The sequence below is a fragment of the Bacillus sp. LK2 genome (assembly GCF_001043575.1).
Lineage (GTDB): Bacteria > Bacillota > Bacilli > Bacillales > Bacillaceae_G > Bacillus_A > Bacillus_A paramycoides.
Genome location: NZ_LDUK01000066.1, coordinates 1 through 15,386 on the forward strand (window position 1 = coordinate 1; position 15,386 = coordinate 15,386).

The following is a 15,386-nucleotide window of genomic DNA, read 5'->3' on the forward strand; positions in this document are numbered from 1 at the left end:
GATACTAAGTGGTGGGTAGTTCACATGTAGTATAGCTATTTAGAAAGTAAGCAAATATTATTTGATATGAGAAACCCTGTTTTGATAAACAGGGTTTTATCTTTTTAAAGAGGTCCCGCCCTATCTCTATAAACTTCAAATTTTTTTGCAGCCCAAAACGAAGAATTTTATGGCTTTTATAGTAATAAGATTCATTTTCATCGTTTTGGGGATAACTTGTTTCCCTAAGTTGATGTGCATGGACGCTACCCCTAAAACTAGTAAAAAAGTGTTAAATTAACGCTTTTTTATTCTTTCTTTAATTACAGATTGTTTTTATCATTGTTTAAAATGTGTTATAAACCTGTTCACAAGTTGCGGCTGTTGGTTGAAAAAAACAGTGCTTTTTAAAACGCCCCACAAGAGGCTGATTATACCATTGTTGAGGACAATCACCTGGTGGCCTAAAATACCACAAACTAAATTTCCCAGGCCAGAACCTCTCTCCATTGATTACTCGACGAGCTAAGCTTTTTTCACTTTCTCTTGCTCTTTGATAGAAATAACCGTGAGTAACAGCTTCAAACGCGTGTTCTTGGAAAATCATTTGTCTAATGGTACGAAGGTTTTTAAAATCGGAACAATTGGCTCTTATTCGGTTAATTCCTACATTTCCGACGAGCAACATACCCTGGGTTCCTTCTCCTTCGGCTTCTGCTCTCAGTAATCTTGCTAAAAGTGCAATATCTGCATCTGTAGCGTTAACAACTCCCATGACTTCACCTCCATTATATTTTCTTCTTATAGTATTGTTTATTAGTCAGGATAATGACTTTTTTACATAATATAGGTTTTTATGTTTACGGAGTATGAAAGAGAATTACTCTTATATATAAGGGGGATGATAAAATTGTTATGCAAAATATTTTTTCGTACAATTGGAAAGAAAAGCTAACAAATCTTTTATTATCTGTGTTTTGAGGATATTAGGAGATTTGTTGTGCAGTCAATGAATTTGGGGTATTGAATGTGAACTAATATTTTAAAGGTTTACTTTCAAATTAAACCGAACAGACCAAAAATAAGGAAGTTCTTTTACACTACAAAATGAATTTATTTTAAAAGCGCAGATGCATTTTTATGAATTTTATTGGAAATTAAATGTAAAAATGGGTTATCATCGTACAATAAAGTTGTATAGGTGTATTATAATGAAAAACTTTCTTTCGTTTTAGTAGTACTTTTAACTTGTATACTAGTATTTAATGTTTATGCTAGTGAAGTAGATACAACTAAAAGTGCTACAGAATTACGTGAAGAACGTATTGCAACAGCAATTGAAAACGTTTGGTACAAATATGATTTAGCTAGTTTTCAAATTGGTATCACTGATCCAATAATTTGGATTGAAACAGAAAAAATGGACTATAAGAAGGAATGGTTGACATACTTAGAAAAGAATGTAAGTAACTCTGATTTAGAACACTATAATATTGAAATTTCGGAGAGGAAATAATACGTAATTTCATTAGACAAGAAATAAAAGACATTAACCAATACAGTGTAAAGGTTAATGCCTTTTATTTTAATTTAAATGTAATAATTTAGTTGAAAACATGTCCATCAGATAAAGAAGCACTAGATGTACTATTATTTTGTAATTGTAGTTTGAATGCTGTTCCTGATTTAGTTAAAATCCTGTATTAAAATAAAAACAGACTACTGGTCGGGTTAAATGTTCCAGGTTATAATGGTTAGGGTTTATGCCTGAGTAAATATTTTTATAAGAAGTGAGGTAGTGTATGAAAAAAAGAACCATAGACATTATTTTTATTATTATTGGTGCATTCCTTTTTGCGTTAGGTGTGAATTTGTTTGTTATCCCGAACGAGTTCGGTGAAGGAGGGGTAACGGGTATCACGATTATTACCTACTATTTATTTGAGTGGTCACCAGGCTTAGTCAACTTAATTTTAAATGCAATTTTGTTAATAGTTGGCTACAAATTTTTGAATAAGGTAACAACGATTTATACGATTATTGCTGTAGTTACCAACTCGCTTTTTCTTCATCTGACAGAAGGCTGGAATATTGCTTCGAATGAAATGCTGGTAAATGCCATTTTTGGAGGAGTATTTATAGGATGCGGGATTGGTCTAATCATTCGTGTTGGCGGAACAACAGCGGGTACTACCATCTTAGCAAGGATGACGCATAAGTATTTAGGATGGAGCATTAGCTATGGTCTGTTGTTTTTCGATTTAATAGTTGCTTTTTCATCGTATTTCATCATTGGTGCAGAAAAGCTGATGCTGACAATTATTATGTTATATGTAGGAACAAAAGTGATGGAATTTGTAATCGAAGGTTTGAATCCGAAAAAGGCCATTACGATTATTTCTGATAAACCGAATGAAATTGCCGAACAGGTGACTACCTTAATGGACAGAGGGGTTACCGTATACTCAGGTCATGGTTATTACACAAAAACCCCGAAGGACATTCTTTATATTGTTATTAATAAGCAAGAAGTAATGAAGTTAAAACGGATTGTTCAATCTACTGATACGAGTGCTTTCATCGCTATACACGATGTTCGTGATGTGTTTGGGGAAGGATTTGTTGATATTTCTAAGGCTTAATAAGAGGTTATTTTAAAAGAGTTAGAATTTGTAGAGTTGGTATTAGCTAGATGCCTACCTGTTTTAATTAATCGTTCGTTATCGTCAATATAAACGACACAATTTAAAATTTTGTTTTTTACAATACGTTTATGAACTAAGTGTAAATTGAATTATATAGCGAATAAGATATAATTTTATTATAAGCAACATGTTTTCGTTATAAACGATTCTGGTGTAAAAACGATAAAACTTGTGCAATGAATCTTCAAATTTTGGACATATTGATAATACCACTCTATAAAAGGTGTACGATCAGTATGTCCAAGTTTAGGAGATTACTTGCAAGAACTTTAGAGTTTTTGCAGCAGTACCTAAAGGAGCTATAACTATTGGAGATAATAATTGAAATTAGGAAGAGACCAAATTTCAATTATTAAGCATAAAATCATTAACCGGCACCTTAACTTTTAAGGTACCGGTTAACTTGAGTGCAATTTGTGTCAATACGTACGAATTTCCTGGAATGATAGGATGATTCTTCACAGTACAGTTGCTTTTTCTAGACCTCGTGAAAAAAAAGTAAAACCCAATGTACAAAAGGGGCCTTTAGTAAAAAGCTTCGCTGCTTGTTCTGCAGTATATTTAGGTGAATATTTTATGTCATTTTGAAGCCACCAAATTGCTATCCCAATAATAGAGGAAGTGATGAAGTGCAATACCATATCTTTCGGAATATCTAAGTCATGTTCTGCAAGTGTATGCTTAATGGAATTTTGTTCAAGGTTATCCATGATAGCCTGCTGCATTTGTAGCTTAAAATCATGAATGCCATGAGGCCCAAGCATGGATTTATAAAAGTCTGCATGTTTTGTGATACATTCAAATATGGATTGTAAAATTTCCTCGAATTTCGAAAGTTCTATTTGATTTTCCTGTACATGGATATAAAGGACCATCTTACTTGTGAATTCTCCTAGAGTATTTTCGGTAAGCTTTGTTAACAAAGCTTGTTTATCCCTGTAATGCGAGTAAAATGTTGCCCGATTAATGAGTGCCTCATCTGTGAGGTCTTGAATGGTAATAGCGTTGTATCCCTTTTCCCCTATCAGCTTGATAAAAGCATCATATATAAATACCTTTGTCTGAATAATCCGTAGATTCGATTTTTTCAATACCATATACCTCCGTTTTCGTTATTATCATTGGAAACAACAGATCGCCTCTTTTTGTTTCTTATCTTGCATCTATGTATTAAATGTAAATTAAACTGTCTTGAAAAAATGAGTCTTTGAAACTCCATAATTTATTAATCCATTACATTTTATCTATATGAGGGACTAGAATAGCAACCCTGTGATACTGCTCCAAAAGGTGTACCTTGTGTAGTTCAAGGGATTCTTGCAAATACTGCTGTGAGATAGGAGCTTTTTATGTACTATTAAAAAGAATTTGTAATTAAAGTATTGAGATACATTTTGCTTTACACTAACACAAAGAAATTGTACAGTTAACTTAACTTAATTATATACAAAAGCGAAATAACATCGTACGGTGCAATAACAAAATGAGTGGAGGAAGAATCATATGACTAGTTCTTATAAAGGAGTAATTACCGAAATGAACCGGGCCTACAATGAATTAAACATTTTAATATCTCAGGAGTTAAAGACTGAGTTCGGTCTAACAGGACAGCAAGAGAACATGATATTCTATATCAATTTAAATAAAAATACTACAGCAAACAACATTGCGAGCACTTTTAATATATCCAAAAGTGCTGTCAGTCAAGTTTTATCTAAATTGGAAAAACATAAGATGATTTCGAAACAAGTAAATCCGAACAATAAACGTGAATATTTCCTTACACTTGGTCCTAACGGTAGCAAGTTTATAGAACGGTTGTCTGAGCTAGATGATTTACTTATTGAGAAATACTTCTCTAAAATTGATATCGAATCCTTGCAGCAAATGACCGATACCTTAATTAAAATAAATCAAATTATACGGGAAGAAAAAAAGAATACCCTTGAGACCAAATAGTAATAGAGTCTTTATGGAGTGGCTTTTATTAGAGAAGTTGCATAGGGTTATTTGATTAGGCGCATATTTACATAATGTACATAAACTAAAAATGTACAATTGCCTACTTTATGGATTTTTTATAATGAGATACAGATGTGGCTTTAAAATAAAGTTTGATAATTTATAAAAAAGTCTGATCGTTTAAAATAAAGATTGATAATATGTAAAAAAGTTTGATCAAAATCCTATGTTGATGTGCAGGATTTTTTCTTATTCAGCAATCGAGCCATATAATGTAGTAACTGATTGTACAAATACAATCATAATATTCGTAAAATTTTTATTGGATTTAATAATAATAAATTATAAAATGAAACAATATATAAAACTATACGTAATTCAAAAAGATTTCTGTTATCCCTCATAATGAAAGGAGTTATTACAATCAAAAACAATAATGATCGTCATCCTCTGGACAAAATCGAGAAGTGGTTGGTTTTTACTGGTTATGCAGCTTTTGTTTGGTCGACTCTATTCGGGTTAATCCACATTTACTGGGCTACAGGAGGCACTTTAGGATTTGAAGGCAGGACGATGGGCGAAGTGTTATTCATCATTAATCTGGTTGCAATTGCCCTATGTATAATTTCTGCATTTACTGCACTTGCACTTGTTCAAGCATGGGGTCGAAGGTTTCCATCCTGGTTTTTGCTCACTTCAGCATGGGGAGCGTGTGTGGTTTTGGGTTTACGCGGTGGTGTAGGGATAATTCAAAGCTTGTTGGAAGCAGAATCACTTTCTTTACTATTAGTAATTGTTGAACCGTTTTTCTTGTTAGGAGGAATCTTATATGGACTTCTTGCTTTTCTTTATATTTATACCTCCAATAATGGGAAAAAAATAAAACAGAACGGGATAAATATGCGGTAAACCTATAGTTATTCAAGAAACGGGCGCTTTAATGGAGGGAAGATCACAAAAATGATCAAACTTTTTTATGAAAGATAAATAGTCAATCTCAAAAGTGGAATCCATTTTGATCAAACTTTTTTCAAACTGGTTTCTTTTTCTTTACCGTAAACTATGGGTTTGGGAGGTATTTTTAATCAAACTTTATTTCAAAGCTACAACAGAACAGGGGGACATCATGAATCAGACGTTCAATAAAGCTGATACATTAATCCCTTTCAAGAATGGTTATGATTGCTTGGAGATACCATAGGTATTTCGTCTAAAAAAAACAGGTCACAGATTACACTTTGTGACCTGTTTTTTAGAATTTTGAAGCGAGTTGAGTTTGTTTATCCGTGTTTCTTGGCTGTAAGAGTAGGAAAAAGTCCTTTTTAAATTAAAACTCTAAATTCATCATTTTGTATGAGAAAGGAATGAAATTTATGCACAACTTTAATTTCATTTGTGATCAATTTGCTACAATTCTTAAAGGGAAAAGTGAAATAAGTCAAGGTGGTTGTTCGGTATCTTTTCATCGTGATTTTAGGGTGCTTGTTCAAGGGAAGCCAAGTGCCTATGTAGTACCCGTAGGAGTAAGTTTTGAATCGTTGGATCAAAATGGTAATGCATTAAATTTAGGAGAAATTGCTGTTCTGCAAGAAGAGATCCCTTCATTTATGAGATCAATTGTACAACAAGGAATTATTGTTAGTGCTTTACATAATCACTGGTTGTACATGAACCCATTAATTATGTATATTCATATCCAATCAGTAGAGCCCCCGTTACATTTTGCAAAAAAATTGGCAAATTCTTTTTTGTTCTTAAGTAGCTATCCTGTTGCTAATAACGAGGCTCAATAATCAGTGATTTGGATGTATTTATTTTTTGTTAATAGTTTGGAGAAAAGTTTTCTTTGCACATCTACATTTTAGCAGTCATATTGTGAGTATTTTTAGAGGTACACCCATGCTACTTACTTCATTTATACTTGAGAAGATCATAAACTTTAACAAATTGAAATCCTTTTTCCTGATTCTTAGGAAGAATGATTTTTAGAGCTACTACAGTTGTCTTCTGTTCCCTCCACCATCATGAAGAAGAACAATATCTCCGTTACGAGCATTTTTTATACGTGATTAGCAATGGCAGTTACCTCATGATTCGGCCAATCACGTGAATCTTGATGCCAAGACCAAAGTACAATTTGTTCCCGTTGTTGCTTGACTGTTGTAAATACAGTGTAATTTATATAACCACCAGGTGGTCTGAAAAGTACGGAATCTTTATTCCATTTTTCTATATATTTCTGCCTTTCTAAAATGTCATTTTGGATTATTTTTAATGGTGTATTTTGAGCGAAAACATGATTCATTGTATGATTGCCAATTTCATGCCCTTTATTTAAAACCGTTTTTACTAATTGAGGATCCTGTTGTATACGAAAGTCAATTATCTTTTGTTGGTAGGTACGTCCCAAGTGGTTATCCCCGTTGGTTCTAGATCTTCTCTCATTAACATGCGAGCTGCTACTTTATTTGAAGTCCTTGTACCAATAGTACATAAGATACCGACTATAATTATACACTTTAATTTATGAACCATTATTACCTACCCTTTATGACTATTAAGTGAAGTGGAATTTAGTTTCTTACAAATGGCGTAAGCATTTCATAGTATTGGTAGCAAATACATACATTTATTAGTGTGTTTATTTGGAAATTTTGGAGACATTAAATATGCATAACTTGGTAGTTTACATATATTTTTTTGTATTTTGGGAACAAGTGTTAGGAGGGTATTTATGATGAAAAGCTGTACAGCACTTCTTATTATTGATGTACAAGTAGGTTCATTTGAAGAGAGAAAAGTTCTATATAATGAAATGGAATTATTAAGAGTTATTCGATTATTGATTTCTAAAGCCCGTTCTGCTTCAGCCCCCATTTTTTACATGAAATTTAATGGGAAGTCTGGTTCCACACTTAAACAAGGGACAGCTGGGTGGGAAATTCATAAATCTATTGCTCCAGCAATAGAAGATGTCGTTCTTGAGAAGAATCACCCAGATTCTTTTCATAAAACGGGTCTTCAACAAGCTCTGGAAATGAGGAATATAAAACGAATTGTTATAGCAGGAATTCAATCTGAAATTTGTGTAGATGCAACATGCAGGCGTGCGTACAGCTTAGGATATGACGTTACTCTTGTAGGGAATGGACATAGTACATATAATTCTACAGTATTATCAGCGTCTCAAATCATTAAGCATCATAACGAGATAATCGGTCAATGGTTTGCTTGTGTAAAAAATGCGGAAAATATAGAATTTTAATTACTTTCTTACAACTGATTTTGTTTTATAATAAAATATGCTTCCCGACTATGCTTTTTAGTGATTAGTATATTGATTTATAACTGCTAAATAAATACTGGAATATCACCATCAAGCTAATATTTTATAATATCTCCAGAACGGAAAAAGTATCTCTTCATAAAAAATTCTTTTGGATGCAAGAGGATTTTTTTATTGGGAATAGTAAGGGTGAGGGGAGGTGCATTACATATGGGAAAAGGTAGAAGTAATAATGCTGGTAAAAAGCAACCGAATTTCGATGATTCATCTAATTTTGCTAAACAAAGCCAACCGACAGAAAAGAAGAAGAAATAAGAAATAAGAGAAGGAGCTCTCTTGATAAAGGGAGCTCCTTTTTAAGATATATTGACGTTTCAGAACAACATATCGATGGCTCAACCGAATAGTCATAAGTGCAAGGCTTAATTCCAGAGCCTAATCGTACCGAAAAAGGATACCGAATGTATTCCCTACAAATGGTCGATCGTTTGAATTTCATAAAACGGACGCAGGAATTGGGGTTTACCTTAAATGAAATTGACAAATTGCTAGGGGTTGTCGATCGCAATGAAGCAAAGTGCTGTGACATATATGATTTCACTGTTCGTGAACTACCCGCCACTTAACGTCCTAACGGACTGTTTGAAGTGGGGGCTTCTCGGTTAGTCGTTACTTTTGATAGCTAACGAATTAGTCCTAAGACAGCCGAGCTAACTCCCTTGTTCCAAAGGCTATTTCATTGCTATTTACGCTAACGCTAATAGGCGTATTGCCTCATTTTTGATATTGATAGCTGAGTTATAATCTCTATCGAGATTTACACCGCATACACAAGAATATACTCGTTCAGACAATGACATACTTTTTACATTTCCACAACCGCTACATGTTTTTGTGGAAGGAAACCATTTGTCTATTTTCACAAGTAGTTTTCCTTGTTCGTTTAGTTTATAAACTAAGAAAGAAGTGAACATACCCCAACCATTATCAGCGACACTTTTTCCAAAATGAAGTACTTGCGACATTCCTTTCATGTTTAGGTCTTCAATAGCTACAACATCGAAAATAGTAGCTAACTCTTTAGACTTATGATGTAGAAAATCCTTACGTTGGTTCGCTACTTTTTCATGTAATTTCGCTACACGAATACGTTGTTTGTTCCAACGTTCTGAGCCTTTAGCACGTCTTGCTAATACTCGTTGTGCCTTTGCTAATTGGTCTAACATTTTACGATAAAACTTAGGATAATTGGCTTTCTCATCCTCAGAACTAACGTATAATCCATCCATTGCAAAGTCTAATCCAACAACTATTTCTGTTTCTTTTTGTACAATCTCTTTTTCGTATTCAGTCAAGATGGACACATAGTATTTACCAGTAGGTGTCATAGAAATTGTACATGATTTGATAATATGGTCTTGTGGTATTTCTCTATGCTGTTTGATACGTACCATTTTCAGTTTTGGCAATTTGATATGACCATTAAGCAACATAATATTTCCGTTTACTACATTCGTTGTATACGATTTTCTATCTTTTTTGCTTTTGAATGTAGGAAAGTCATTTTGACCACTAAAAAAATTCTTATAGGCAGTTTGCAAGTTTAATTGAGCATTTGCCAAAGCTAATGAATCAACTTCTTTTAACCACTCAAATTCTGCTTTGTATTTCGCAGGAGTGGGAAACTTTTGTTTCTTTAGTTGTTCTTTATCATCTTTGTATTTCTCATATACTTCTTTACGTTCAGCCAACATTCTGTTATACACGAAACGTACACAGCCGAAGGTTTTACGCATAAGATGTGCTTGGTCTTCTGTTGGGTACAAACGGAATTTATATGCTTTATTATGCTTTGTCATATCATTTCACCTCACTTTTCACCTTGATTTTCAATATATTTTTTTACTGCGTCTATTGGCGAACCACCAGTAGTTAGTAAGCAAAAACTTCTTGACCAAAACATCTCTTTCCAAAGTTTCTTTTTTACATGTGGAAAATCTCTTTTAATGAGTCGAGAACTGGCACTTTTATAAGCATTAATGAATTTTGTCATTTCTGTATTAGGATGTGCCTTGAACAAAATATGAACATGGTCTACATCATGATTCCATTCAACTAATGTGATGTTATAGTTTTCAGATAGTCGAACAAACATATCTTTTGCATAGTCTGACATATCATCATCAAACACATTTCTTCTGTATTTTACGACCAACAAAAGGTGATAATACAACATGAATACTGAATGGTTATTATTATCTAATTTCATTGATATAACAACCTTTATACTTTATAAGACTGATTATATCAGAGGCAAAATATAAATCAAAACCTTTTGGCTACGCCAAACCGAAATTCATCTCCCACCTACCGTTGGGCTACGCCCTTCACACGCTTGAGGAAGGAGAATTCTTTCGGGGAATTCGTTAAATTAGAGAACATCCAACGTAAAATTCAAGACCTTAAAAAAATTAAACAAATGTTGATAGACCTTAAAGAAAGATGTCCCGAAAACAAGGATATTTACGAATGTCCTATTATCGAAACTTTAATGGACTCAGAAAAGAAAGCAGAAGAATATTTATAATAATAATAAATTGTAAAGGTGGAAGAATAATGGAAGATTGTTGTAGTAACCTTAAAGGAATAAAAATTGAAAATAATGGTCATTGTCCAACATGTAAAAATAAAGTTAAGAATGTAAAGTTGATTACACTAAAATCATTGCTTAAACCATCTGCATTAGAAACATTAAATACTAAAGAAAATCACTATTTTTGTTCAAACGAAGATTGTGATGTAGTCTATTTTGATACGAATAATAAAAAATACTTTGTATCTGACATAAAGGTAGCTGTACATCAAAAAGATGACTCAGCAACTACACCAATTTGTTATTGTTTTGATTGGACAAAAGAAAAAATTAAACAATATGTGGAAAATGGACTTACTCCTAATCCAGTAGAACATATTCGCGAAAACATAAAAGAAAACCGATGTGGTTGTGAAGTAAACAATCCACAAGGTAGTTGTTGTTTAGGCAATATTACAACTTATATTAGAAAAATGTCATAAGGAACCTAAATGTTGCTTTTTTTCACCAAAATAAATCAATATTCCTCCGCAAAAGGGTGCTATTCTTTTATAGAGAAGCGTCTTTTTCTTGTATTTCAAGTGTTCTCATGGTTAAGTAATTTCTTGGTTTTCTACGATTGTTGAATGACTAGCGTATAAAAGAGACTCTCCTTGAACATAATACTAGATTAATTGATTTATAGAATGGGAGCGTGAAGAATAATGTTATTATCTGAGTCCTGAGAACAGTAGCAATTAGATAAAAATTGAGGGATATTCACCTCTGACTTTAAAAACATATTATTTTCAATATAATTTTTTATTACGTTATTTTGGTGACATTAACATGAGTGAATTTACTACAGAAAAACTAAAGGTTTACATAATTGAAGCAGGAGAACACTTAAAGCCATCTAGTTTAGGACACCGAGTTCGTTGCATCAAATCACTTTTTAGATGGACACATGATGAAGGCTTTATTCTTAAAAAACCTGCTACTAAATTAAAAGAGCGGAAGTTAGGCAAAACATCGGCTCTTTTAATTTAGCAGAGCCGAAAACAAAAATAGCCACTTTCTGTTAAAGAGTGGCTTTGTATGAGTACGATTACTACATGTTACAGGGCTAGTATGTAAGTAATTACTTAAATGCATATAGCCTTATTTACCGAAAGGAGGACCCCTGTTCTATTGTTTTCTAATCAGTCTCGTTAAAGCCATCCCAAGAAATCCAACACCCATTCCTATCAGCCATCCAATTTGGGAACTTCCTAACAAAGATCCCACTCCTCCACCAAGAAACATGCAGCCAACGAATACTAACGCTCCAATGCCCCATTTCGGCCGATCCATAATTCAATCACACCCTTTCAATAAAACATATGCTATTAGCTAATTAAACTTTCTTGAATATGATATGTTAATTAATTTGCTAGAGGTGGTATATTTGTTTGGCTTAGGTATAGCAATGGTCAGGGAATTTAAAAGACGGAGATTGACGGCTTTAAAGGGATTGTAGGAGGAAAATTTAATGTTTAAGTATCATCACTTAAGAGTTGTGGAACAAATTCTTTTTCAACTCACTAGATAATAGACGCTTGGTGATTTTCCACAATCGGGCGCTTTAATGGAATAAAAGGAGAGCATATATTAGTCATGTATAATATGTGATTTTCTTTATTTTTAGGGATTTTTATAATTTAGGTCTTGATAAGAAGTACTGAAGGGACTTTTAAAGGTCTTTCGATATTTTGGTTTTATGTTAGCAAAAAGTGCTTTCATGTAAAGAAAACATCAAATCAGTCTACAACTATTTTTTAATGTAGTGTAGTGCTATCCTAAAGAGAAGTAAAAAATCCCTCTTGGAAATAGCACTATTTTTGTGCTGAAAATAGCTGTTTTTTACCTTTTAAAACACTTACTGTTTAAATAATAAAGCGGTTAAATCTTAATGCACAATAATAAAGGGAAACTCTATTAATCAATGGTTTCCCCATTTTGTTAAACTAACGCATCCGTAGTTTAAACAATGACACAATCTAAAAAACGAACTTAGTTAGGTTCAAATCCCATAATGTATCATATATTTCTTTTCTTCTGTTGCTTGTATAATTTTTGAAGCCAGTTCACTAAGCTCGGTAGAATTTTTAAAATACCTTGATGATGTGACTACATCATAAAACAATGATAATGATTCAGGTGGAATAATCGTTATTCCGTAATAGGCTAATCCATATTCAGGACGATTAAATGAATGAAAGTATGTTTTCATTATAGATAAATTTCCAATTAAACTATTGATAATATCATCATCAACAGAAATACAATTGTATTTCTGAGGGGTATAATCATTGTATTTTTTTTGAATGTCAAAATCATCAAATATCCCAAATTCGTGTACGCAAGTTATAATAATCACCCTCTTAATAAGAAATAAACTGACACTCTTATTCTTCCTCTGTTTCAATTAATTCAACATCGTCAGATGTTGAATCTCCCGCAAGCTTTAATGCCTTTTGATAAAACTTCTCCGAGTTGACATTTTTTGTTCTTTTGTCATAAACAGAATCCCAAGGAATACCTGTTGCTTGTGCGTGTTTTACAGGGTCATATTTTTGCCCCGTTTTAAGCATCATATAAAGGATTTTGGCAATCTTTCCACACATATGCCCAATTGCTGTTTTTCCATTCATTTTACGCTCTACTAGACGATGATAATAGGAGCTGAATACAGACGGTTGCTTTTTCATCGCAATGATAATCATTGCCATTTGAAAGAGAACTCGCCGTGCATCTCGAACACCACTAAAAGTCATTCTCGTACCCTTTACTGATGTCCCAGATTGTTTATTTTCAGCCGAAACACCAAGATATTTTTTGAACTCTTTATATGTATTAAATCGTTCAACATCACCAATGGCTCCGATAAGGGTACAAGCCCAAGTATCACTCATAAAAGGGAAAGAGTATAATAACTCCGTATAAGGGTGAGGTTTAATACCTTTGCTTGAATTTCCGTGAAGTAGTTCTTGGATGTGATTGTCAATCCCTTTAATACTTTCTTCAATACGTAACGCTTCTTCAATTACCCAATTTTGTCTTCCAACTAAATGAGGGACATCAATTGTTATAGACTTTGCAGTAACTTCTGCTAGTGCCTCAGACGCCTTCGTAGCTATTTGCTTTGCCCCAGATTCAATCATTGTTTGTCGTAGTTCTTCCTGTGTGGCTAGCTTTAGATCTTTACCAGTAGGATACTTCAATACGAACTTCATCACAGAAGTGGTACCAAGCTTCTTAAATGCTACTTTGAGGTCTGGGTGCGTCACAGCTAAAAGTTGCTGCACCTGATTTTTACGCCGTGTTAACTGAGTATTTAATAACCATCGGTCACGGGTTAACGAACGAAAGATAGATTGAGTTACCGAAACTGGTTTAAGTAGGCTAACTCCTTTCATATGAGGGTGTAAAGTCTTGTGCCATCCCATATAGGACATTACCCTTGCGTCTACCGCATCTGATTTTTCAGTAATTCCTAAATGCTTTTCGCGGAAGTCTTTTACTGCGGAATTTTCCACTAGGTATACATCAAAATTTTCGTTCAAAAGGACTTGTTGAAGCAGGTAAGAGTAGTGACCACCTGTTGGTTCTAATAAAACTAGGAAATCTGATCTATGAATTCCTAGTTGTTTTTCCATTTGTCCTAATGCTTGTAAGAACTGTGTTATTCCTAGGCTGTCCGCATTAAATTTCATTGTTTTTGCCCGTTTCCATTCACGTCCCTTTGGGTCTAAAAAAGCTTGGAAGGGGATACAACTAGCAACGTGAAAAGAGGCACCAATGTCAATTCCCACAAATAACTGGTACATCATCCTCTTAGTTTCTTTCTCTTTTTCTTTGGATTCCTCTATAAAACTAAAGGGTACTACTATGTTTTCACTCATACGTAAATCCTCCTAGCGATATATACATCTGACTGTCCAATTTTCCGTTAGAGCTTAATGCCCAATGTAGTATGTCAGGACTATAACGCCAGATGGTAAATCTCACATTAAGTAAAGAGGTCTAGCCAAGAACCAGCCCCAAATAACCAAAGAGTTTCAATCGCTAATTTCATTAAAGACTATATATGTTTTTGAATTTCACTTACATATAGTCTTTTAAATTTCTAAAAGAAAAGTTCTTTATCTAGTATCCTATTCCCTGCCTAATTTACAGGAGTTTTTATCTTTTTTGTTTAATTTGTTATAATGAGTGTGTGCAGTGACCTTTTAAGGTGTTTCCGACCATAACTGGATTGGGGCTAGTATTATATATCCTAGACCTCTTATATGCAATTGGGGCACTCCACTACTTGTGGGTACAAGGCTCTGCACACCTTAGATAATCCCCTTATCTTTTTAACTAATTTACCGGGATAATGGCTTGCTGCCAATAAAAACCTTTGTCTATATTCATAGTAAACGAACCTATTTTTTTATGATAAGCAAGAAACATAAAAAAGACCCCTTTTTGTAGGAGTCTTTTTTTCTATGTACGCCAATGCTCCAAAACAGTCTAAAGAGTTACTGCTCGAAAGCGTACCCACATTAAAAAAAGAGATGCATTGGCATTATTATTATATTTCATATTGTATTTTATCGTCTAATAGTTTTCTAGATAGTTGATTATTCTTATTTTCAAGGTCCTCGATGCTTTACATCTACGGATACGCCTCCCGCTATGGGCTATGTCCTCCTCCAAAACCAGTTAACCCCTTCTATAATTCCTCTGTTTTATACTCTTTCGCGAATAGTATGTAGTCTTTTATTTTTAACTAATTTATTCTGAAAAGACTACGGAAACAGTCTAATACTTTTTCTATAGTCTAAAACATTTTTTT

General features: G+C 33.5%; 14 protein-coding genes and 4 pseudogenes. 10 read left to right on the forward strand and 8 right to left on the reverse strand.

The features are described from left to right. Positions 1-325: 325 nt before the first annotated feature. Positions 326-754, reverse strand: a complete 429-nt coding sequence (locus VK90_RS25835; RefSeq protein WP_048376309.1) for a cell wall hydrolase — start codon at positions 752-754, stop codon at positions 326-328. Between the two features lie 426 nt (positions 755-1,180). Between VK90_RS25835 and VK90_RS25840 the strand changes: the two genes are divergently transcribed. Both VK90_RS25840 and VK90_RS25845 read left to right on the forward strand, forming a co-directional pair. Next, positions 1,181-1,495, forward strand: coding sequence for a hypothetical protein (locus VK90_RS25840; protein WP_048376311.1), 315 nt, complete (start codon positions 1,181-1,183; stop codon positions 1,493-1,495). A 286-nt stretch (positions 1,496-1,781) separates the two neighbouring features. Next, complete coding sequence (locus VK90_RS25845; protein WP_048376312.1) at positions 1,782-2,621, forward strand: YitT family protein; 840 nt, start codon at positions 1,782-1,784, stop codon at positions 2,619-2,621. A 521-nt stretch (positions 2,622-3,142) separates the two neighbouring features. On the opposite strand, the gene VK90_RS25850 is transcribed toward VK90_RS25845, so the two are convergent. Continuing rightward, positions 3,143-3,781, reverse strand: a complete 639-nt coding sequence (locus VK90_RS25850; protein ID WP_048376314.1) for a TetR/AcrR family transcriptional regulator — start codon at positions 3,779-3,781, stop codon at positions 3,143-3,145. A 406-nt stretch (positions 3,782-4,187) separates the two neighbouring features. Here VK90_RS25850 and VK90_RS25855 point away from each other — a divergent pair, with 406 nt between their 5' ends. The 3 genes from VK90_RS25855 to VK90_RS25870 all read left to right on the forward strand — a co-directional run bounded on the left by VK90_RS25855 (position 4,188) and on the right by VK90_RS25870 (position 6,439). Continuing rightward, complete coding sequence (locus VK90_RS25855) at positions 4,188-4,643, forward strand: MarR family winged helix-turn-helix transcriptional regulator (protein WP_048376316.1); 456 nt, start codon at positions 4,188-4,190, stop codon at positions 4,641-4,643. A 408-nt stretch (positions 4,644-5,051) separates the two neighbouring features. Beyond that, positions 5,052-5,555 carry a DUF3995 domain-containing protein gene (locus VK90_RS25860; RefSeq protein ID WP_053081463.1) on the forward strand — a complete coding sequence of 168 codons (504 nt, stop codon included), beginning with the start codon at positions 5,052-5,054 and terminating at the stop codon, positions 5,553-5,555. Positions 5,556-6,019: 464 nt separating this feature from the next. Beyond that, positions 6,020-6,439 carry a DUF1259 domain-containing protein gene (locus VK90_RS25870; RefSeq protein ID WP_048376320.1) on the forward strand — a complete coding sequence of 140 codons (420 nt, stop codon included), beginning with the start codon at positions 6,020-6,022 and terminating at the stop codon, positions 6,437-6,439. Between the two features lie 118 nt (positions 6,440-6,557). Here the strand turns inward: VK90_RS25870 and VK90_RS25875 are convergent. Further along, positions 6,558-7,181: pseudogene (locus tag VK90_RS25875) on the reverse strand (polysaccharide deacetylase family protein). A gap of 199 nt (positions 7,182-7,380) precedes the next feature. Between VK90_RS25875 and VK90_RS25880 the strand changes: the two are divergent. Continuing rightward, the gene (locus VK90_RS25880; RefSeq protein ID WP_048376321.1) at positions 7,381-7,911 is read left to right on the forward strand and encodes a cysteine hydrolase family protein; all 531 of its coding nucleotides are present in this window, start codon (positions 7,381-7,383) and stop codon (positions 7,909-7,911) included. Positions 7,912-8,351: 440 nt separating this feature from the next. Then, positions 8,352-8,546, forward strand: a pseudogene (locus VK90_RS29495) (MerR family DNA-binding protein); the annotation flags it as partial. Between the two features lie 132 nt (positions 8,547-8,678). On the opposite strand, the gene VK90_RS25890 reads toward VK90_RS29495, so the two are convergent. Beyond that, positions 8,679-9,791: an RNA-guided endonuclease TnpB family protein gene (locus VK90_RS25890; RefSeq protein ID WP_048376324.1), complete on the reverse strand. Its 1,113-nt coding sequence runs from the start codon at positions 9,789-9,791 to the stop codon at positions 8,679-8,681. A gap of 11 nt (positions 9,792-9,802) precedes the next feature. Further along, the gene (tnpA, locus tag VK90_RS25895; RefSeq protein ID WP_048376326.1) at positions 9,803-10,201 is read right to left on the reverse strand and encodes an IS200/IS605 family transposase; all 399 of its coding nucleotides are present in this window, start codon (positions 10,199-10,201) and stop codon (positions 9,803-9,805) included. A gap of 156 nt (positions 10,202-10,357) precedes the next feature. Here tnpA and VK90_RS30410 point away from each other — a divergent pair. The 3 genes and pseudogenes from VK90_RS30410 to VK90_RS30960 all read left to right on the forward strand — a co-directional run. Next, positions 10,358-10,519, forward strand: a pseudogene (locus VK90_RS30410) (Hg(II)-responsive transcriptional regulator); the annotation flags it as partial. A gap of 29 nt (positions 10,520-10,548) precedes the next feature. Continuing rightward, complete coding sequence (locus tag VK90_RS25900; protein ID WP_048376329.1) at positions 10,549-11,007, forward strand: putative iron-sulfur cluster-binding metallochaperone; 459 nt, start codon at positions 10,549-10,551, stop codon at positions 11,005-11,007. 346 nt (positions 11,008-11,353) lie between these two features. After that, positions 11,354-11,533, forward strand: a pseudogene (locus VK90_RS30960) (integrase); the annotation flags it as partial. A gap of 159 nt (positions 11,534-11,692) precedes the next feature. On the opposite strand, the gene VK90_RS30415 reads toward VK90_RS30960, so the two are convergent. The 3 genes from VK90_RS30415 to VK90_RS25920 form a co-directional block, all read right to left on the reverse strand. Then, complete coding sequence (locus VK90_RS30415; RefSeq protein WP_048376333.1) at positions 11,693-11,857, reverse strand: hypothetical protein; 165 nt, start codon at positions 11,855-11,857, stop codon at positions 11,693-11,695. Positions 11,858-12,566: 709 nt separating this feature from the next. Then, positions 12,567-12,914 carry a short-chain dehydrogenase gene (locus VK90_RS25915; RefSeq protein WP_082148071.1) on the reverse strand — a complete coding sequence of 116 codons (348 nt, stop codon included), beginning with the start codon at positions 12,912-12,914 and terminating at the stop codon, positions 12,567-12,569. Between the two features lie 37 nt (positions 12,915-12,951). Next, complete coding sequence (locus VK90_RS25920) at positions 12,952-14,448, reverse strand: IS110 family transposase (RefSeq protein WP_048376335.1); 1,497 nt, start codon at positions 14,446-14,448, stop codon at positions 12,952-12,954. Positions 14,449-15,386 lie beyond the last annotated feature (938 nt).

Excerpts from the sequence above, each read along its gene's own strand:
- VK90_RS25835 (WP_048376309.1), bottom strand. The coding sequence starts at position 754 with ATGGGAGTTGTTAACGCTACAGATGCAGATATTGCACTTTTAGCAAGA.
- VK90_RS25880 (WP_048376321.1), top strand. The coding sequence starts at position 7,381 with ATGATGAAAAGCTGTACAGCACTTCTTATTATTGATGTACAAGTAGGT.
- VK90_RS25920 (WP_048376335.1), bottom strand. The coding sequence starts at position 14,448 with ATGAGTGAAAACATAGTAGTACCCTTTAGTTTTATAGAGGAATCCAAA.
- VK90_RS30415 (WP_048376333.1), bottom strand. The coding sequence starts at position 11,857 with ATGGATCGGCCGAAATGGGGCATTGGAGCGTTAGTATTCGTTGGCTGC.
- VK90_RS25870 (WP_048376320.1), top strand. The coding sequence starts at position 6,020 with ATGCACAACTTTAATTTCATTTGTGATCAATTTGCTACAATTCTTAAA.
- VK90_RS25845 (WP_048376312.1), top strand. The coding sequence starts at position 1,782 with ATGAAAAAAAGAACCATAGACATTATTTTTATTATTATTGGTGCATTC.
- tnpA (WP_048376326.1), bottom strand. The coding sequence starts at position 10,201 with ATGAAATTAGATAATAATAACCATTCAGTATTCATGTTGTATTATCAC.
- VK90_RS25855 (WP_048376316.1), top strand. The coding sequence starts at position 4,188 with ATGACTAGTTCTTATAAAGGAGTAATTACCGAAATGAACCGGGCCTAC.
- VK90_RS25850 (WP_048376314.1), bottom strand. The coding sequence starts at position 3,781 with ATGGTATTGAAAAAATCGAATCTACGGATTATTCAGACAAAGGTATTT.
- VK90_RS25860 (WP_053081463.1), top strand. The coding sequence starts at position 5,052 with ATGAAAGGAGTTATTACAATCAAAAACAATAATGATCGTCATCCTCTG.
- VK90_RS25900 (WP_048376329.1), top strand. The coding sequence starts at position 10,549 with ATGGAAGATTGTTGTAGTAACCTTAAAGGAATAAAAATTGAAAATAAT.
- VK90_RS25890 (WP_048376324.1), bottom strand. The coding sequence starts at position 9,791 with ATGACAAAGCATAATAAAGCATATAAATTCCGTTTGTACCCAACAGAA.